At 33.2% G+C, this 18,517-nt stretch carries 19 protein-coding genes; 11 read left to right on the top strand and 8 right to left on the bottom strand.

Annotated features, from left to right (window positions below; genetic code table 11):
* The first annotated feature begins 100 nt into the window (after window positions 1–100).
* The 3 genes from dtd to deoC are packed head-to-tail and all read left to right on the top strand — an operon-like array spanning window position 101 to window position 1,770.
* Window positions 101–553, top strand: coding sequence for a D-aminoacyl-tRNA deacylase (gene dtd / locus K322_RS0108975; RefSeq protein ID WP_026626590.1), 453 nt, complete (start codon window positions 101–103; stop codon window positions 551–553).
* 15 nt (window positions 554–568) lie between these two features.
* The gene (locus K322_RS0108970) at window positions 569–895 is read left to right on the top strand and encodes a nucleotide pyrophosphohydrolase (protein ID WP_026626589.1); all 327 of its coding nucleotides are present in this window, start codon (window positions 569–571) and stop codon (window positions 893–895) included.
* Window positions 896–900: 5 nt separating this feature from the next.
* Window positions 901–1,770 (top strand): deoxyribose-phosphate aldolase, encoded by an 870-nt coding sequence (gene deoC, locus K322_RS0108965; RefSeq protein ID WP_026626588.1) that lies wholly within the window; start codon window positions 901–903, stop codon window positions 1,768–1,770.
* 42 nt (window positions 1,771–1,812) lie between these two features.
* Here the strand turns inward: deoC and K322_RS0108960 are convergent, their stop codons facing one another.
* Both K322_RS0108960 and K322_RS0108955 read right to left on the bottom strand, forming a co-directional pair.
* Complete coding sequence (locus tag K322_RS0108960) at window positions 1,813–2,271, bottom strand: hypothetical protein (RefSeq protein ID WP_026626587.1); 459 nt, start codon at window positions 2,269–2,271, stop codon at window positions 1,813–1,815.
* Window positions 2,272–2,343: 72 nt separating this feature from the next.
* Window positions 2,344–3,315: a polyprenyl synthetase family protein gene (locus tag K322_RS0108955; RefSeq protein WP_026626586.1), complete on the bottom strand. Its 972-nt coding sequence runs from the start codon at window positions 3,313–3,315 to the stop codon at window positions 2,344–2,346.
* A gap of 193 nt (window positions 3,316–3,508) precedes the next feature.
* Here K322_RS0108955 and polA point away from each other — a divergent pair, with 193 nt between their 5' ends.
* The 8 genes from polA to K322_RS0108915 all read left to right on the top strand — a co-directional run bounded on the left by polA (window position 3,509) and on the right by K322_RS0108915 (window position 12,903).
* The gene (polA, locus tag K322_RS0108950; protein ID WP_026626585.1) at window positions 3,509–6,277 is read left to right on the top strand and encodes a DNA polymerase I; all 2,769 of its coding nucleotides are present in this window, start codon (window positions 3,509–3,511) and stop codon (window positions 6,275–6,277) included.
* Between the two features lie 28 nt (window positions 6,278–6,305).
* Complete coding sequence (locus K322_RS0108945; RefSeq protein ID WP_026626584.1) at window positions 6,306–8,009, top strand: glycosyltransferase family protein; 1,704 nt, start codon at window positions 6,306–6,308, stop codon at window positions 8,007–8,009.
* 81 nt (window positions 8,010–8,090) lie between these two features.
* Entirely contained in the window at window positions 8,091–9,674 is a 1,584-nt protein-coding gene (locus K322_RS0108940; protein ID WP_221407005.1) for a hypothetical protein, read from the top strand.
* A complete protein-coding gene (locus tag K322_RS0108935; RefSeq protein ID WP_026626582.1) occupies window positions 9,668–10,111 on the top strand; it encodes a YqaA family protein in 444 nt (147 codons plus the stop codon). The genes K322_RS0108940 and K322_RS0108935 overlap by 7 nt, the downstream gene beginning before the upstream one ends.
* A gap of 48 nt (window positions 10,112–10,159) precedes the next feature.
* Entirely contained in the window at window positions 10,160–10,939 is a 780-nt protein-coding gene (locus K322_RS0108930; RefSeq protein ID WP_026626581.1) for a radical SAM protein, read from the top strand.
* Between the two features lie 44 nt (window positions 10,940–10,983).
* On the top strand, window positions 10,984–11,583 hold the full coding sequence (locus K322_RS0108925) for an LURP-one-related/scramblase family protein (protein WP_026626580.1): 600 nt from the start codon (window positions 10,984–10,986) through the stop codon (window positions 11,581–11,583).
* Window positions 11,584–11,702: 119 nt separating this feature from the next.
* Entirely contained in the window at window positions 11,703–12,254 is a 552-nt protein-coding gene (locus K322_RS0108920; protein WP_026626579.1) for an NAD(P)H-dependent oxidoreductase, read from the top strand.
* Window positions 12,255–12,270: 16 nt separating this feature from the next.
* Window positions 12,271–12,903 (top strand): SagB/ThcOx family dehydrogenase, encoded by a 633-nt coding sequence (locus K322_RS0108915; protein WP_026626578.1) that lies wholly within the window; start codon window positions 12,271–12,273, stop codon window positions 12,901–12,903.
* A gap of 79 nt (window positions 12,904–12,982) precedes the next feature.
* Here K322_RS0108915 and K322_RS0108910 read toward each other — a convergent pair whose 3' ends face one another.
* From K322_RS0108910 to K322_RS0108885, 6 genes are all read right to left on the bottom strand, one after another.
* On the bottom strand, window positions 12,983–13,777 hold the full coding sequence (locus K322_RS0108910; RefSeq protein ID WP_026626577.1) for a M48 family metalloprotease: 795 nt from the start codon (window positions 13,775–13,777) through the stop codon (window positions 12,983–12,985).
* 43 nt (window positions 13,778–13,820) lie between these two features.
* A complete protein-coding gene (locus K322_RS0108905; protein WP_260203776.1) occupies window positions 13,821–14,216 on the bottom strand; it encodes a GNAT family N-acetyltransferase in 396 nt (131 codons plus the stop codon).
* Between the two features lie 51 nt (window positions 14,217–14,267).
* The gene (gene ychF, locus K322_RS0108900) at window positions 14,268–15,371 is read right to left on the bottom strand and encodes a redox-regulated ATPase YchF (RefSeq protein WP_026626575.1); all 1,104 of its coding nucleotides are present in this window, start codon (window positions 15,369–15,371) and stop codon (window positions 14,268–14,270) included.
* Window positions 15,372–15,452: 81 nt separating this feature from the next.
* The gene (locus tag K322_RS0108895) at window positions 15,453–15,677 is read right to left on the bottom strand and encodes a hypothetical protein (RefSeq protein ID WP_026626574.1); all 225 of its coding nucleotides are present in this window, start codon (window positions 15,675–15,677) and stop codon (window positions 15,453–15,455) included.
* Between the two features lie 49 nt (window positions 15,678–15,726).
* Window positions 15,727–16,704 carry a tyrosine-protein phosphatase gene (locus K322_RS0108890; RefSeq protein ID WP_260203775.1) on the bottom strand — a complete coding sequence of 326 codons (978 nt, stop codon included), beginning with the start codon at window positions 16,702–16,704 and terminating at the stop codon, window positions 15,727–15,729.
* Between the two features lie 205 nt (window positions 16,705–16,909).
* Window positions 16,910–17,434, bottom strand: a complete 525-nt coding sequence (locus K322_RS0108885; protein WP_026626572.1) for a hypothetical protein — start codon at window positions 17,432–17,434, stop codon at window positions 16,910–16,912.
* Window positions 17,435–18,517: the final 1,083 nt, after the last annotated feature.

Raw genomic sequence — 18,517 nt, 5'->3', positions numbered from 1 at the left:
TTTTTTGATCACTATAACATGTTAACTGGTCGCTGTTCATTGATTTAGTAACCTTTTTTGACTAACTTTGCTTACAATTTGTTATGAATACGAATATAAAATGCGAGTATTAATCCAACGGGTAAAAAAAGCCTCAGTCACCATCAACGAAAAAGTAAAATCGAAGATAAACAGCGGTTTACTTATCTTATTAGGAATAGAAGACAGCGACAATTCAGAGGATATCAGCTGGCTTACAAACAAGATAATAAACCTGCGTATATTTGATGATGAAAACGGGATAATGAATTGTTCATCCAAAGAAGTAGAAACAGAAATACTTGTTGTATCACAATTCACATTATTTGCATCTACCAAAAAAGGCAACAGACCATCGTACATAAGAGCCTCGAAACCCGATACGGCAATTCCTCTTTACGAACAGTTCTGCAAAGAGTTGGAAGTCCTGCACGGAAAGCCTGTGCAAACAGGCGAATTTGGAGCCGATATGAGCGTTTATTTGATAAATAACGGACCAGTTACTATTTGGATCGATTCAAAACAAAGAGAATAGCTTAAAATACGAAATATGACTATATCAGAAGCACAGAATAAAGTAGACGAATGGATAAAAACATATGGAGTAAGATATTTTAACGAACTTACCAATATGACCATCCTCACGGAAGAAGTAGGCGAACTGGCACGCATAATGGCCCGTACCTATGGCGACCAATCCTTCAAAAAATCCGATCTGGATAAAAATCTGGCGGACGAAATGGCTGATGTATTATGGGTACTGATATGCCTGGCTAACCAGACGGGTGTAGACCTCACAGAAGCCTTCAACAAAAATATGGAGAAGAAAACATCGAGAGACAAAAATAGACATAAGAATAACGATAAACTAAAATAATATTTATGGCAGAAATAAACAAGTATCAGGACACTCTGAAACAATACAAAACAGACCTGAAAGACGCAGATATAACAGCTAAAGTACAAGAGATAATCAGCAAAAAAATGGCTGGAAACAATACTCTTGATGTATACAAAAAACTATATACATGTATTGACCTTACTACACTGAACACTACAGACACAAAAGAAGATGTATGGAAATTCACCGAAAAAGTGAATGATTTTGAAGGTTCACGCCCCGACATCAAAAATGTAGCTGCTATTTGTGTTTATCCCAATTTTGCGGAAGTAGTTAAAGAAGCTCTTACTGCAGAAGACGTTAAAATAGCTTGTGTATCTGGGGGATTCCCTACTTCGCAAACCTTTTCAGAAGTGAAAATAGCTGAAACAGCTTTGGCTGTAGCGAACGGCGCAGACGAAATTGATATCGTACTTAATCTGGGATTATTTCTAGAAGAAAACTATGAAGAAACTTGCGAAGAAATAGACGAATTGAAACATGCCTGCCGTAATGCACACCTGAAAGTAATTCTCGAAACAGGAGCTCTCAAAAGTGCATCGCTTATCATGAAAGCATCTGTTTTAGCTCTATATTCAGGAGCAGATTTTCTGAAAACATCTACCGGCAAAGTTTACGAAGGTGCAACTCTCGAAGCAGCCTATGTAATGTGTAACGCTATCAAGGAATATCACAATAAAACCGGTCGAAAAGTAGGTTTTAAAGCCTCAGGAGGCATCGCAACCACCGAAGATGCAGTCAAATACTATACAATAGTAAAAGAGGTTTTAGGAGACGAATGGTGCAACAATGAATTGTTCCGTATCGGAGCAAGCCGTTTAGCTCAAAATCTTTTGGATAGCATTAAGTAATCAATAATAAAATGACGCCGTTTGGAAATAATCTGAACGGCGTTATAATTCAAGTTCGTTATCTTTTAAGAACTTAGACCGTTTCCTACTTAGGATAATCAACAAGATAATCAGAATGCCGGCAGAAAGACACAACCTACCGCCCCACCTATCCCACGCGGGAATCACAGTAAGCGAATCTATATCGGGAATATTATTTTCTTTCAATATAGAATCTATACCCTCAGATGTAAGTAATTCGTAATCAGAATCATTTATATAACCAACGATCTCACCGTCGTCTTCTATAAATATAGGTATAATAAAGAAATCGTATGTAGTGTACTTCAACCCGATATCATAATGACGTCCGTCAGTAGATAAATAGATACCATTCTGAGGTAAATCGTGTAGCTTTATAAGCTTTTCATGAGAACCAAAAGAGATCTCAGCAGCCTGCAATCGACCACCAAAAACAACAAAAATAACCAACAAAACAAAGATTGCCGGATACGTTCTCATAGTTCAAACACAATTAAGGAGAAACATTTAACGACCTGATAAACATATATATATCAAAAAACTATACAAATCTTAATAAACTCTTTCAACTACATAATCAACAGTATGCAGTAAAGAATCTTTGATATCACCAGCTTCAAGTGTATCTATTATATCAATAGCTATCTTTTTATGAAAATCAATCTTATTATAAGCATAGTCAATACCACCGCTATCTTTAGCAAAATTGATTAGGGTATCGACTTCCTGGTCTGAGAATAATGCTTTCTCAATAATGCTTTTCATACTGTCAGAAACAACAGAATCAGCGTTTTTCAAGGCAAATAAGAGAGGTAAAGTAACCTTTCCTTCTCTGATATCATTACCTGTAGGCTTTCCTACATTATCCGAAAAATAGTCAAATATGTCATCTCTCAACTGAAAACAGATACCCAATGCTTCACCTAGTTTCTCAAATTTATCAACATCTTCCCGGGGTGCATCTACCGACAAAGCCCCGATCTTCATACAAACAGCCAATAAAGAAGCAGTCTTCTTCTTGATGACCTCGAAATATTCATCTTCATCAAGAATAATCTCTTTAGCCAAGGACAATTGATTCAGTTCACCTTCAGCTAAACTTCTTCCCAGTCCGGAGATAGAAGATATAATCTCCATATTGCCGGTCAGGATACTTTTAATCAGAGCAGTGGAAAGGAAATAGTCACCCGATAAAACAGCCATCTTATTATCATAAATAGCATTTACCGAAGGTTTCCCTCTTCTCAATAAAGACTCATCAACTACATCATCATGGATCAACGAAGCAGTATGCAGCAATTCAACAGTAACAGCGGAATGATAAGTGGTTTCATTCACCTTACCACAAGCTCTAGCCGCCAACAGCAACAGAATCGGACGGATATGCTTACCGTCAGATTTCATTATATAATCTATAATAGCTTGAATACGAGTATTATTAGAATGTATCGACTCTTTAAAATAGCTATTAAACTTTTCTAGTTCTGAAGCTATAGGTTTAGCTATCAAAAGCTTTTTATCCATATAAACAAATAGTTGAAATGCAAATTTATAAATAATTCAGCTTTTAGAGCCATTTATTTGTAACTTTACACAGAAATAAGTACAAGTAGAAATTGAATGGCATATTCCAAAGTTACAACTACTTGTTCTATTTACACTTACCAAAGTACCAAAAAGGTTGAAGACCTTAGAACTATTTAACTAATATTTTTGTATGAAACTGTTTCTTATAGACGCTTACGCACTTATATACCGGTCATATTACGCATTTATTAAAAACCCCAGAGTAAACTCGAAAGGCTTAAACACATCTGCTATTTTTGGATTTATAAACACACTTGAGGAAGTCCTCAAGAAAGAAAATCCATCCCATATTGCAGTTGCTTTTGATCCTGCAGGACCAACTTTCAGACATGAAGCTTATGAGAAATATAAAGCTCAACGTCAGGAAACACCTGAAGACATCAGGATTGCAGTTCCTATCATCAAGGAAATTATAAGTGCTTATAATATCAAAATATTAGAAATAGCGGGTTTTGAAGCTGATGATGTTATAGGAACAGTCGCTAAACAAGCCGAAAAAGAAGATATGGATGTCTATATGATGACTCCTGATAAAGATTACGGACAGCTCACCAGTGAACGTATATTTATGTACAAACCAAAATTCGCCGGTAACGGATTCGATATACTCGATTCGAAAGCGATAATGGAAAAATATAACTTGAGCTCTCCCCTACTCATGATCGACTTACTCGGACTTATGGGTGATGCTTCGGATAACATTCCGGGATGTCCGGGAGTCGGAGCAAAAACTGCCGAAAAGTTAATATCAGATTATGGCATCATAGAAAATATACTCGAAAACACTTCGAAAATAAAAGGAACACTAAAAGACAAATTAGAAACGAATAAAGAACAGATACTTTTCTCTAAATTTTTAGCAACCATAAAAATTGATGTTCCCTTCGACTTCAAAAAAGAAGAATTTGAGAGAAAACCAATCGATGAAGAAAAAATTGAAAATCTTTTCGAAGAATTAGAATTTCGGACTCTCATCAATCGCGTGCTAAAAAGAGAAACTAAAGCCGCACCCAAAAAAGACGAAGCTCAAGGCAATCTCTTTGCAGAATTTACGGATAATCAGCCGGAAGAAAAAAAATATTCAAATCTCAACGAGTTAAATGACATGGTATATAGTTACCATCTTATTGATAGTGAGATTGAAATGATCAATTTAAGAGATAAACTTTTATCTCACGATTCTTGTTCTTTTGACACAGAAACTACCGGAGTGAACCCAATAGAGAGCGAAATCGTAGGAATGTCTTTTGCTCTTAAAGAAGGTGAAGCATATTACGTTGCAATCTCTCCAAAATTCGAAGAAGCAAAAAAACAGATCGAAATTTTCAAGGATTTCCTCGAAAATGAAAATATTACAAAAATCGGTCAGAATATAAAATATGACATTATCGTTCTGAAAAAATATGGCATCAATGTAAAAGGGAAACTTTTTGATACCATGATAGCCCATTATCTGCTCAACCCCGAACTGAGACACAACATGGACTACATGGCCGAAACTCATCTCAATTATAAAACCATACATATAGACGAGCTTATAGGCCCACGAGGAAAAAATCAGCTGAACATGCGTAACCTCGAACCAATAGCAATAAGAGACTATGCATGTGAAGATGCCGATGTTACTCTCAAACTCAAAAATATTCTTGAAAAAGAAATTGAGAAAAATGATTTAAAGAAGTTATTCTATGAAATAGAATTACCTCTCATTTACGTCCTTGCCGATATGGAGTATACAGGAGTACTGCTTGATACTAAAGCTCTTAAAGAATCATCGGATACTCTTACAAAAAATATGAGCGATATTGAACAAGAAATTTTTGCACTTGCTGATTTCGAATTCAATATCAATTCTACTAAACAAGTAGGAGAAGTACTATTCGACAGATTAAAGATAGTAGATAAACCTAAAAAAACGAAAACCGGACAATATACGACAAGCGAAGAAACACTCGAAAGCCTTAAAGATGTTCACCCTATAGTAAGTAAGATATTAGAATACCGTAGTCTTAAAAAACTGCTTAGTACCTATATAGATGCCCTTCCTCTGTTAATAGATAAGCATGACAAAAAAGTACATACATCATATAATCAAACAGTTACAGCAACAGGAAGGCTAAGTTCAAGTAATCCTAATTTACAAAATATCCCTATAAGAGATGCTCAGGGAAAAGAAATACGGAAAGCATTTATTCCCGACAACGGTTGTACATTCTATTCCGCAGACTATTCACAAATAGAATTAAGGATCATGGCACACTTAAGCCAAGATCCCCACATGATAGAAGCCTTCAACAGTGGTGAAGATATTCACGCAGCTACTGCTGCTAAAATATATAAAACACCTATAGGCGAAGTAACAGGCGATATGCGACGCAAAGCTAAAACTGCTAACTTCGGCATCATATACGGAATTTCGGTATTCGGGCTTGCAGAACGCTTATCAATACCCCGATCAGAATCTAAAATACTGATAGACGGATACTTTGAATCATATCCAAAGGTAAAAGAATACATGGATAATATCATTGTTCAAGCCCGTGAAACAGGATATGTAGAAACTATTTTAGGCCGAAAAAGATTTCTTCCGGATATCAATTCCCGTAATACTACAGTACGCGGATATGCCGAACGAAATGCAATAAATGCACCTATACAAGGGAGTGCCGCAGATATCATTAAAATAGCAATGAATAATATATTCGAACGTTTCGAAAAGGATGGCTTGCAATCAAAAATGATTTTGCAAGTACATGATGAACTGAATTTTAACGTAGTTAATGATGAATTGTCGCACGTGGAACAAATAGTTATTGAAGAAATGGAAAAAGCTTATAAACTATCCATTCCGCTAAAAGCAGATTCCGGTACAGGAAAAAATTGGCTGGAGGCTCATTAAAATATAAAATACTGTATATTAATTATTTATGAATATTCAAACGTATCTAGGGAAAATTGCACGTAAAGAAAAAAATCATTTTTGGATATTTGTATCAGTACTGACTGTCTTATCTGCATTCTTATGCTATAGATATAGTGTAGAAGGATGTATAACACCAGGACATGATGCTATATTTCAATATAATAGGTTCTACACAATTTATGAATCCATCATAAATAATAATTTTCCTAATTATATAGATTTTGCCAATCCAAACCAATATGGTTATGCCACTAATTTATTCTACCCCGATCTTATCTTTAGCATATTTGCTTTTACAGGTAGATTCATTGGAGTATTTTATGCTTACCAACTTATGCTGTTTAGCATGACCTTTCTATGCGGTATATTTACTTTTATATCTGCAAAAAAACTGACTGATAGCAAAATAGCGGGATACATAACAGCTATCTTATATACTTTTTGTTTTTACAGAATTGTATCAATGTTCGAACGAAGCTCAATAGCCGAAGCTCTTACTTTTACTTTTGTACCACTGCTAGTATGGGGTTTGTATGAAATAATAAAAGGTGATTATAAAAAATGGTACATATTCACTATCTCATGTAGTTTATTCGCTCTTACTCATATGCTCTCTACTGTACTGGCTGCATCCATTGTTATTTTAATACTTATTATCTATATAAAATCATTTATTAAAGAGCCGAAACGGATAGTATATCTGGCAGTTATCGGAATATCAACAGTCTTATTATCAGCCTATTTTTTATTTCCTCTATTGGAACAATTACAGAATGATACATTCAATATAAATATACTTGAAAATGAAGATTTCATTCGTTTATCTCTACAGGATATAGTTTCAGGAATGTTTTTATTATCGACTATGAGTATTAATACTTATAAATTTTTACCTTCAATAGGTGCCACTCTTACTTTTGCTGTATTCCTGAGATTTTTTATAAAAACGAATTCTGAAAAAATAAAGAATATAGACGCTATTGTTATAATTTCTACAATACTACTGTTCATTTGTTCTGATATATTGCCAAATGAGTTATACCCAAACTATTTCTTTGCAAAAATTCAATTCTTATGGCGTTATTTTGAATTCATCAGCTTTGGACTAGCATTAGGCGGCGGTTATTATATTTCGTTAATGATACAACGAGAGAAAAAGACTATTGCCCTATTTATAACCTATCTTTTTATGATAGTGATGATGATATCTATAAATTCCACAAAATTCATACAATATACAAACTTACAGATATATACACCTTTTGGACGAAATAAGCCTGTTGGAACACAAGACAATAATTATTGCTTAGGACTAGGAGATAAACTGGAATATTTACCAGTTCCGGTTACTCTCTCATCCATAGAAAAAAGAGGTAATGTTCTGAAAAAAAGAAAAGAAAAAACGATTATAACAAATATTCAAAGAAAAAGAGAAACAACAATATTCGACATAAAACTATCAGAAAAAGACAATATAGAACTCCCTCTCACCTATTATAAGGGATATACAGCTACGATAAATAATGCAAACATCGAAGTGACAAAAAGTAAAAACGGCTTTGTGGAAATACCTGTTAATCAATCGGGCAAAGTGACTGTAAAATTTACAGGTACATTCCTGCAAAAATACAGTATATACATAACTCTGGTAAGTAGTATATTGTTGTCTATATATGTAATAATTCAGAATAGGAAAACTTATAAATAACCTATGAATATCAAAACATACATAGAAAAAAATCATTTTTGGTTATTTATATCAGTACTTGTGCTGATTACTATGTTCGTTATGTACCGATTTTCTGTATTCGATTTGGTAAGTGTCGGGCATGACGCATCATTCCATTATAATAGATTTATATCACTATCAAAAGCTATTACAAATGGAAATTTTCCGGTATATATTGATTATGAAGCTATAGGTAATTATGGATATGCTACAAATTTATTTTATCCGAATTTTACATTGATACCTTTTGCCTTTATAAGTAAATATACAGGCTATATAATAGCGTATCAGATCATGTGCTTCACATATACAATACTTACCGGTTTATTTACTTACTTATGTATAAATAAGATATTTAAAGATAAGCTCACAGCATATTTATCAGCAATAATATATACTTTTTGCCTCTATAGGCTTCAAGGATATTTCGAACGATCGGCAATAGCTGAAGCTGTTACATTTACTTTTTTGCCTTTAATATTTTATGGTTTATATGAAATATTAAGAGGAAATTATAAAAAATGGTACATCCTATCGATAGGATATTCATTATTCGTGCTAACACACATATTATCTACTATACTTATCAGTATACTAATATTTATATATATAATACTATCATTCAAATATTTAAAAAAAGAACCTTTCAGAATATATTATATAATTATTTCAATTTCTATAAGTATATTATTATCGTCATATTTTATATTACCATTCTTAGAACAAACAATATCGAACTCTTTCAATTTCGAAATATTCACGAATTATCCCTTTTCGAGAGTCAACACTGATGATATTTTCAAAGTATTTTTCAGTTTAGGAAAAGAAAAGTCATTTCTGCCTGCAATAGGTTTAACAATAACACTACCCTTCTTATGCAGGTTTTTTATAAGAAAATCCGACAAAATAACAAAGTACATAGACTATTTAGCAATAGCAGGACTTGTTTTGACTTTATATACATTCGATTTTTTACCTCAATTTTTATATAACAACTATATATTCAGCCGCATTCAATTTTTATTCAGAATATACGAATTTTCAAGTTTTATATTGGCAATAGCCGGTAGTTACTATTTATCTAAGGTAATCAGATTAAATACCAGAAACATTCTAATCATACCCATCTTCTTAATATTAATATTAACATCTATATTTTTAAGTAGTTGGAACATATTTAATTATGCAAAATATGGAATAGTGAACCTGCCTGAAAGATCATTGAGTAACAATTATTTTTTAGGATATGCTGATAACTTAGAATATCTTCCTATTACACTTACCACCACATCTATAGAAAAAAGAGGGGAAATTATAAAAAAAGAAAATACCGATACTTCTATAAATAAGATAAAAAGAAATAGAGGGAAAATAGAGTTTAATGTAAATCCTATAAGTAAAGATGTACTGGAACTGCCTCTTACATACTATAAAGGATATACTGCCACGATAAATAATGCGAATATAGAAGTAACGAAAAGTAAAAACGGTTTTGTAGAAATACCTGTCAATCAATCGGGCAAAGTTACTGTAGAATTTACAGGTACATTCCTGCAAAAATACAGTATATATATAACTTTAATAAGCATTATATTGTTATCCATATATATAATAATTCAAAATAGGAAACTACAAATATGTTAGAAGGATTTACAGAATATGGATATATAGGCCTGTTCTTAGCCAGTTTTCTTGCTGCAACCATATTGCCATTGGGTTCAGAAGTTGTATTTACTGCGCTTATAGCTGCAGGATTAGATCCTTGGACATGCGTTATAGTGGCATCTGTAGGAAATTGGGCAGGAGGTATGACTAATTATTACTTAGGTAAACTAGGTAAAACAGAATGGATAGAAAAATACCTCAAAGTAAAAAAAGACAAAATAGATAAAATCCAAAATTGGCTTGAAGGCAAAGGAGCCGGAATGGCATTTTTTAGTTTTTTGCCCGTAGTAGGAGATCTAATAGCAGTGGCATTGGGTTATATGAGAGCAAACATTTATATAGTAAATGCTACTATGTTTGCAGGTAAATTTGCCAGATATGTAGCTATCATGTATGGTATAAACTGGATTATATAACGAAATAAGTTTATAACTTTACAAAAAATAAAATATAAGGCTTATATCATGTCAACTATATTATTCGACCAAATTGTATTTGGTCCCATACACAGCCGGAGATTAGGCAGTTCATTGGGTTTGAACCTACTGCCTTTTGATGGGAAAGTATGTTCATTCGATTGTATATATTGCGAATGCGGTTACAATAAAGATGGAAGAACCAAAACTCCCCTGCCCTCTCGTGAACAGGTAAAAGCTGCTCTTGATCATAAACTACATCAGTTAAAAGCAGAAAACATAGCCATAGATGTTATTACATTTGCGGGAAATGGAGAACCAACCCTCCACCCTCATTTTGCAGAAATTATAGACGATACCATTGCATTAAGAAACAAGCTGTATCCGGAAGCCAAAATAAGTGTTTTGAGTAATGCTATGCATATGGGTAAAGAAAAGGTTTTCGATGCCTTGAAAAAGGTTGATAATAATATATTAAAACTCGATTCGGCTTTTATAGAAACAGTACGGTTGATAGATCAGCCTGCAGCTCCCAGTTATAGCATCGAAAAGCAAATTGAGCTATTCAAAAAATTTGATGGAAACTTTATCCTTCAAACAATGTTTCTGAAAGGAACACACAACGGAAAACATATTGATAATACTACCAACGTAGAAATAGATGCATGGGTAGATATTATTAAGCAAACACAACCAAAGGAAGTTATGATTTATACAATAGACAGAGAAACTCCTGAAAAAAAATTAGAAAAAATACCTGTAGAAAAATTACGTGAAATAGGTATAAAAGTACAGGAATTAGGTATAAAAATTAATATTGCCGGGTAAATTTTATACATTTGCTAAATTATTGAACAACTATAATCATATTTATGAGTAATAATATTCCAAAATTTTTTGAAACTAATGAATATTTCATTGATCAAAAAGTAAATTTTTTCAAATTCGAAGCCGAATATAAAGTATTCAATCAAGAAGGTACACAGATAGGTTTTATCAGACAAAGAATATCCACAGGCCATAAAATGTTGCGCCTTATTCTGAATAAAGCAATGCTTCCATTTTTACTTGAGATAGTAGATATGGAAGGCAATACAATTGCTGTGATTAAAAGAGGATGGACATTCTTTATGTCTGAAATAGTAGTATTAGACGGACATCATCAAACATTAGGGCTGATCAAACAAAAATGGTCGTTCTTAAAGCCTACATTCCATATTATGGATGCAAACCGCAATCAAATAGCACAGATAAAAGGTGACTGGAAAGGTTGGAATTTTGTTATATCCGCCCCTGATCAATCAGCGATAGGTTCTATCAGTAAAAAATGGGCCGGAGCAATGAAAGAAGTATTTACTACAGCCGATAAATATAATGTATCTATCAACGAAGAGTATCAGGAAAATAATGATAAAATAGTGGTAGTTTCGACAGCAATCACAATAGATATGGTACTAAAAGAATCTCGCTAAAATTCTTAATTTTCCATAAAATAACAGAAGGCCGTAAAGATAATTACAGCCTTTTTTTGTTACTACGAAACATTATAAATAACTTTATATAGAACTCATAAAATATAAATAAAATATATATGGTAACAATAGTATTCAGCCATCCTTGGCATGGTAGTTTCAATAAAGCAATATTAGATACAATCACTACAAAACTAACTAAGGATAATAAAGCATATGAAGTAATAGACCTTCAGAAAGATAATTTCAATGCTAACCTTACAGAAGCCGAATTAGCTGTTTTCAATAAAGGAGAGGCTCTTGATCCTTTAGTACATAAATATCAGGATATTCTGAAAAAAACAGACGAGATAATATTCATATTTCCTATATGGTGGGGTACAGCTCCTGCCATATTAAAAGGGTTTTTCGATAAAGTATTACTGGTTAATTTCGCCTATAATTACGAAAACGGATGGACTCCTCTATTGAGTATAAGCAAAGGAACCGTAATTTCTACATCGCAAGGTGCAACAGAACTATTCAAAAATTCTATTGAAAATGTATTTATTCCAAATATGCTCAACTCGGTAGGTATCAATAATGTTACCTGGTTAAATAACGACAATACCTCATTAGGGACAGACGAACATAGGAAAGCATTTTTAAATACAGTAGAAAAAGCTGTCTGATTATAATTATTTGAATATGAAATACATTTACAGCTCTTTAGCTGCACTAAGTATATGCTTTGCATTACAGGCACAGGATATAAAACTGAATGTTCCTGCCAAAACTGGAGGTACTTCTATAATGGAAACATTCGCCTTGAGACAATCAAATATGGCATATATCGAAAAAGAACTTAATTTAAGCGATTTATCGAACCTTTTATGGGCTGCCAATGGTATTAATAGGGAAAACGGTAAAAAGACCGCTCCTTCGGCTCAAAACAGCCAGGATATAGATATCTACGTATCATTACCAAAAGCTGTTTATAAATACGATGCTGCAAACAATAATTTAGAACTTGTAGCAGAAGGTGATTACCGCAGTCTTGCAGGAGGGAGAAAAGAAGGTGCTGAACCAGCGTGCATATTATATCTGGTAGCAGATGCATCAAAATACAAAACATCTGCTTATAATACAATGGAACACAGAACAAATATGGGAAAAGTAGATGCAGGCATTGTTTCTCAGAATATTTCTCTGTATTGCGCAGGAATGGGACTGGGTACAAAACCACGCGCTCAGATGAACCGTGAGGAACTTACAAAAGCATTGAAACTTAACGAAAATCAATCGCTGATAATAAATCATCCTATCGGATATTTGAAATAAATAATAAAAAGGTATGAAACCTTAAGATAAGAAACGAGGACAATTGTCCTCGTTTCTTATTTCAAAAAATTATGTGACTTTACTTTTTCTTATTCAAAGTCTCTATACGTTTTTTAAGATCGGGGTGACTCGAAAATAACTTATTGAATTTGCTATTTTCAGGTGAACCGGCTTCTTCCTGTAACTTAAGAAGTTGTCCTAATGATAAAGCCATATTTGAAGAATCTTTACCCATTTTCTTCAATAATTCGAAACCATAGGCATCAGCCTGATTTTCTTGTTTTTGAGAAAACTGTGCATTTCCTAATGATTCCGCAAGGTCACCTAACTGAGAATCAGTCAATGCACTTACAGTATTACCTCCTACAGCACCTGCAGCATCTTTAAGAGCAGATGATCTTAATGCAGTTACAAAAGCATCTTTAGAATCCTTATTTACAACATGGCCTATTTCGTGGCCGATAACAGCCAATACTTCATCATCACTCATTAAATCCATCAATGGAGTGAAAATACGTATACTTCCATTAGGACGTGCAAAAGCATTTACATCAGTTACATGATATGCTTTAATATCCAGATTATATTCTTTTATAAGATCTGCAGGAACATTTGCTACAATCTTTTCAAGACGGACAGCATAAGCTTTAGTATTCTCATACTTATCATCAGTTTTACATAAATGATTATGCTCATCTTCCCATTTAGTACATTCATCAGCATAACCTTTCAGTTCAGCATCAGTCAGAGTGAAAGATTTCACACCTTTAGATACAGCACTGGCAGCCTTATCAATTTTGATTTTACCAAATTGCGCATGAGCACCTAAACTGCAAGCAATAACAAGCCCCATGGCTAAAATTGTTTTCTTCATAAGTCAAGTGTTGTTTAAATATATAAATAATTAAGAGTCTATTTTATAACTTTAGTTCCATGAAAATAATAGGATAAGGTTTACCTTCAGAGTCAAACTCGGAATACCCTATTTGCGTGAATCCATATTTTTTATAAAATCCAAATGCTTGTTTATTATCCTCATTTACATCTACTTTACTAATATTCAATGTATCAATGGCGAAACGAAGCAAAGTTTTCCCTATCCCTAATTTCCTGTATTTATTATCAATAAAAAGCATTTCTATTTTATCAGAAGATACACCTAAAAAGCCTTTTATAAGATCATTTTCATCTTTATAAATATATAAATCCACATAATTGAAATATAGCGTCAACTGTGATTTATAAAACAGAAAATCTTCTTTACTAAGAAAGTCATGTGTTGCAGATACCGCACTGTCCCATATATCAATCAAAGCATTATAATCAGACTCAAATGCTTTTAATACTATACTAAATAATTAGACTTATACATTAAATCTAAAGTGCATAATATCTCCGTCTTCAGCTACATATTCTTTACCTTCAACATTCATTTTTCCGGCTTCTTTACAAGCAGCCTCAGAACCCAATGTTATAAAGTCGTTATATTTAATAACTTCTGCACGGATAAATCCTTTTTCGAAATCGGTATGAATAACACCTGCGCATTGAGGAGCCTTAAAGCCTTTAGTAAAAGTCCATGCACGTACTTCCTGCACTCCACAGGTAAAATATGTAAGAAGTCCCAAAAGATCGTAAGCAGCCTTGATAAGTCGCGCTACACCCGATTCTTCCAAACCTATTTCTGAAAGGAACATCTGACGCTCTTCATACGATTCAAATTCAGCTATCTCAGATTCAATTTTAGCAGCAACTATAAGTATATCAGCATCTTCATCTTTAACAGCTTCTTTTACCTGATCTACATATTTGTTGCCTGTAGTGGCACTGGCTTCATCGACATTACATACATAAAGAACCGGTTTGTAAGTAAGCAGATACAGTTCTTTAGCTATTTTCTGATCCTCTTTACTTTCAAAAGTCACAGTACGAGCCGATTTACCTTGTTCAAGAGCTTCTTTGAACTGTAAAAGAATATCGTATGCTCTCTTAGCATCTTTGTCTCCACCTGTTTTAGCCTGCTTTTCTACTTTCTGAATACGGGAAGTAACAGTTTCAAGATCTTTCAGTTGAAGTTCAATATCTATAATTTCTTTGTCACGTACCGGATTTATACTGCCATCAACATGGGTAATATTATCGTCATCGAAACAACGAAGAACATGCAAAATAGCATCGGTTTCACGTATGTTTGCCAAAAATTTATTTCCAAGTCCTTCGCCTTTACTGGCTCCTTTTACAAGACCTGCTATATCAACTATCTCTACGGTAGTAGGTACAATACGGTTAGGCTTAACTAGTTCCGCCAGTTTATTCAAACGTTCATCGGGAACAGTTATTACCCCTACATTAGGTTCGATTGTACAAAAAGGGAAATTCGCCGATTGAGCTTTTGCATTCGACAAACAATTGAAAAGAGTTGACTTTCCTACATTAGGAAGTCCTACTATACCGCACTGAAGAGCCATTATTTAATTCTATTTTTTTTTATATTAGAGCAGCAAAGATACTTATTTTTCTTCATACTCTCTCCTACTCTTTCATATCGCTTATTTTACCTGATTTTTTCGTCTTACATCACCCGATGATAAAGGAACCGAACGTGTAATAATAACTTTTGTACTTACATAATATGTACTGTCGAAATCAAATCGGTCTAATTTATATTTACTCACGCCAAGCTGTTCGACAGTATTATCTTCGAATAATGCTACAAGAGACGAATATGTTTTTACTCGTAAAGGTTTCTGATATATAAGTGTATATATTTTCATTTAATACAAAAATGATATAATATATTTGTAATAATTAGATATCATAAAATCAATATAAATATATATCACGCATTTTCGATATATCCACCATTAATACATTGGCAAGATAATTTTCGACGCTTCCATGGTCTTTTTTAATCTGATCGAACCCTGCCTTCAGAAATTCGGGTTTAACTTCAAATAAAGGCTTTAATTGAGGTTTTTCTGCTATATATTTAGCATATTTATCAGCCAGATATTTATTAGACTCCATATAATTAGCAAAAATGATGTCCTCTCCTACCCCTAATGCAGACAATATCAGAGCAGCTCCCATCCCTGTACGATCTTTACCCGCCGAGCAATGAAACATAAGCGGAACATTGTCATTATTCTGCAGCAAATCAAACATCGTTTTGTATTGTTTGATGGATTCAACATCAGTAACGAGTAATCTGTTTATGTCCTTCATAGCACTATCAGCCTGTTGTACAGTTAACTTATCCAAGCTCGCAGCTGCCAGCAAATTACCGGGAGATATAGATAAAGCATAATCTTCTTTCACTGATGCAGGTACTTTATCGGGCCCTCTTTCTATTTCTTCCTTAGAACGAAAATCAACAATAGATACCAAAGGTATATTGCTTAGATAAATAAGGTCGGCATCAGTGAGATTATGTAAATCATCAGACCTGAATATTTTACCCCATTTAACATATTTACCGTTTTCCGTTTTAATACCTCCTAAATCCCTGAAATTATATCCTCCGGACATAGGCAGATGTTCTTCAGCCAGAATAGCTTTTCCTTTTTTCGTCACTACCTGAAAATAAGTACGCGAAGTATCCTTTACATGTAAAGGAAATGTACCACTACCCTCTCCTTCTAATAAAGGTTTAGAAAAATCAATCTCATCAACCGACTTACCCGAATAAAGAATCCATTGACCATCTATACTTATTCTAAAAAAGGCCTCTTTAGAATCTTTATTTCTGTTTATACTCACAGAACTTCTTATATCTTCACCCGAATATTCAGCTTTTACCATAGTGTTGTTTGAGTTGTTACAGGATACAAATATAAAAGAACATAACGTAAGTGATAAAAAAAATTTCTTCATTGTATATCTAATAATTAAGTAAATACTTTTATTCATTAATATATTTTTAGTTTATAACAGGCTTTGGGAAGACGTTTCTCACGACTTTGCAAGCATAAGTTATCACTTTTAAAGGTGCTGTTAAATACTTCTATTACTTAATAGAAGCAAATATTTTATTTATATATTTTTCGAGTTTATCTTCTTTCATCTTATCATATTTCTCAATATTTTCATTTTTCGTGAAAAAACTGCGGTTTTTATTATAATAATCTACAGCTGTTCTAATGCCTGCACTACAAGCTTTTATCCTATCTTTTGAGTAATTATTATCTATCGAATACTTTACCCATCCCATTGTGAAAGGTATAAGGAGTTCAGGAGCAGTATCCACAAAATTTACTATATCGGTATGAATATCTACAGTAACAGTAGGACTGCCTGTTACCCATTTTATAAAGAACTCATTTGCTGACTTTCTTTTATCTGCATCAAAAGCCATAGATCTCCATAAATACCAATCAATAGTCTGCATCAACTGAGATTCGTATTTTGTATAATCTTCAGGTGCAACTAAAGTATACTGCTCAGGTACGTTGAATTTAGGATTAGAAGAATTCTGAGCATTCATATTAAATAAACCAACAAATAGGATATATACAAAAAGCAATTTTTTCATAGTACGATCTAATTAAAAAGAGTTATTCACAATTGATATTATGTATTATTTATTTATTTAAAATCAAAAAAACTATATGGTAGTAATAATAGGCTGTTAATAGTGTTTATTTTTTTTCTTCTTATTTCTTGTTTTTTGAGTTATTAAAATCCTAACTATGCCTTACTATACGTTTATCAACAAAAATATTATTTATTTTTTATTTGATTATATGTTATTTACAAACTTTATTGTACTGTTGTTAATAAAGTAAGCGGTTGAAAAGTATTTTTTATATTCATTGTTAATTATTGTTGATAACTCGATGATATTTTAAATAAAGATTTTTGCTAAATAATTTTGTCTTTAGAGATAGATATTCTATACAAGTATAACTTTGATATATGCAATTTTATTTTTTATAAAACTATCAACAGTTATTAACAGTTTATTGACATATCTTAAAAATAAGACTTCATATAGCTGTAAGTTCATTATTAACTTTAAAAGGTAACAAAGGTTACACCGAAATTATCCTTTTTTATTGTTACTTATTTATCCCTGTATACTCTTGATAATTTAAAATTATATATATATATATATCAATTATTGATGCCAATCAGTAGTTAGATTGATAAAATGTTCTTTAATATTATGCTATTTACTATGCGCAATCATAGATTGCTTGTGTTCCTTTTGGCTAAAGCCCCTAAAGGAACCAAAAGGTCTTTGGCGCTGCGAGGCTCTGCCTATCTGACAACGTTCACGGGCGAAACTAAATAAAACTCGCTCTATGAGCTCAAACAGCATTTAGTTTTAATGCCCGTTTCACTGGTCAGATTACGGCTTCACCCCTGTATGCGCCCCGGCTAACGCACACCTTTGCTTGCGTCAGCCTACAAAAGGGTCTGTGACCCCGTCAGGCTCTCGACCTCGGCGGAAGCCCGGGGTACCCGCTGCACGAAGAAAGGGTTAAAAGACAAATGGATATCAGCGATAATCATGTTTATTTGTCTTAGCTTTCGATAGCTGAGCGGGTCGGGTTGGAGACGCAGTCTTGATCTTTTGTTTCGTTTTGCATCAAGGCAAAATGAAAAACAAAGC

It is taken from the genome of Indolivaga capnocytophagoides DSM 22835, from assembly GCF_000426485.1.
In the GTDB taxonomy this organism is placed as follows: Bacteria; Bacteroidota; Bacteroidia; order Bacteroidales; family Dysgonomonadaceae; genus Dysgonomonas_A; species Dysgonomonas_A capnocytophagoides.
This window is presented reverse-complemented; position numbering and strand designations above follow the sequence as displayed.

Excerpts from the sequence above, each read along its gene's own strand:
- dtd (WP_026626590.1), top strand. The coding sequence starts at position 101 with ATGCGAGTATTAATCCAACGGGTAAAAAAAGCCTCAGTCACCATCAAC.
- K322_RS0108970 (WP_026626589.1), top strand. The coding sequence starts at position 569 with ATGACTATATCAGAAGCACAGAATAAAGTAGACGAATGGATAAAAACA.
- deoC (WP_026626588.1), top strand. The coding sequence starts at position 901 with ATGGCAGAAATAAACAAGTATCAGGACACTCTGAAACAATACAAAACA.
- K322_RS0108960 (WP_026626587.1), bottom strand. The coding sequence starts at position 2,271 with ATGAGAACGTATCCGGCAATCTTTGTTTTGTTGGTTATTTTTGTTGTT.
- K322_RS0108955 (WP_026626586.1), bottom strand. The coding sequence starts at position 3,315 with ATGGATAAAAAGCTTTTGATAGCTAAACCTATAGCTTCAGAACTAGAA.
- polA (WP_026626585.1), top strand. The coding sequence starts at position 3,509 with ATGAAACTGTTTCTTATAGACGCTTACGCACTTATATACCGGTCATAT.
- K322_RS0108945 (WP_026626584.1), top strand. The coding sequence starts at position 6,306 with ATGAATATTCAAACGTATCTAGGGAAAATTGCACGTAAAGAAAAAAAT.
- K322_RS0108940 (WP_221407005.1), top strand. The coding sequence starts at position 8,091 with ATGTACCGATTTTCTGTATTCGATTTGGTAAGTGTCGGGCATGACGCA.
- K322_RS0108935 (WP_026626582.1), top strand. The coding sequence starts at position 9,668 with ATGTTAGAAGGATTTACAGAATATGGATATATAGGCCTGTTCTTAGCC.
- K322_RS0108930 (WP_026626581.1), top strand. The coding sequence starts at position 10,160 with ATGTCAACTATATTATTCGACCAAATTGTATTTGGTCCCATACACAGC.
- K322_RS0108925 (WP_026626580.1), top strand. The coding sequence starts at position 10,984 with ATGAGTAATAATATTCCAAAATTTTTTGAAACTAATGAATATTTCATT.
- K322_RS0108920 (WP_026626579.1), top strand. The coding sequence starts at position 11,703 with ATGGTAACAATAGTATTCAGCCATCCTTGGCATGGTAGTTTCAATAAA.
- K322_RS0108915 (WP_026626578.1), top strand. The coding sequence starts at position 12,271 with ATGAAATACATTTACAGCTCTTTAGCTGCACTAAGTATATGCTTTGCA.
- K322_RS0108910 (WP_026626577.1), bottom strand. The coding sequence starts at position 13,777 with ATGAAGAAAACAATTTTAGCCATGGGGCTTGTTATTGCTTGCAGTTTA.
- ychF (WP_026626575.1), bottom strand. The coding sequence starts at position 15,371 with ATGGCTCTTCAGTGCGGTATAGTAGGACTTCCTAATGTAGGAAAGTCA.
- K322_RS0108895 (WP_026626574.1), bottom strand. The coding sequence starts at position 15,677 with ATGAAAATATATACACTTATATATCAGAAACCTTTACGAGTAAAAACA.
- K322_RS0108890 (WP_260203775.1), bottom strand. The coding sequence starts at position 16,704 with ATGGTAAAAGCTGAATATTCGGGTGAAGATATAAGAAGTTCTGTGAGT.
- K322_RS0108885 (WP_026626572.1), bottom strand. The coding sequence starts at position 17,434 with ATGAAAAAATTGCTTTTTGTATATATCCTATTTGTTGGTTTATTTAAT.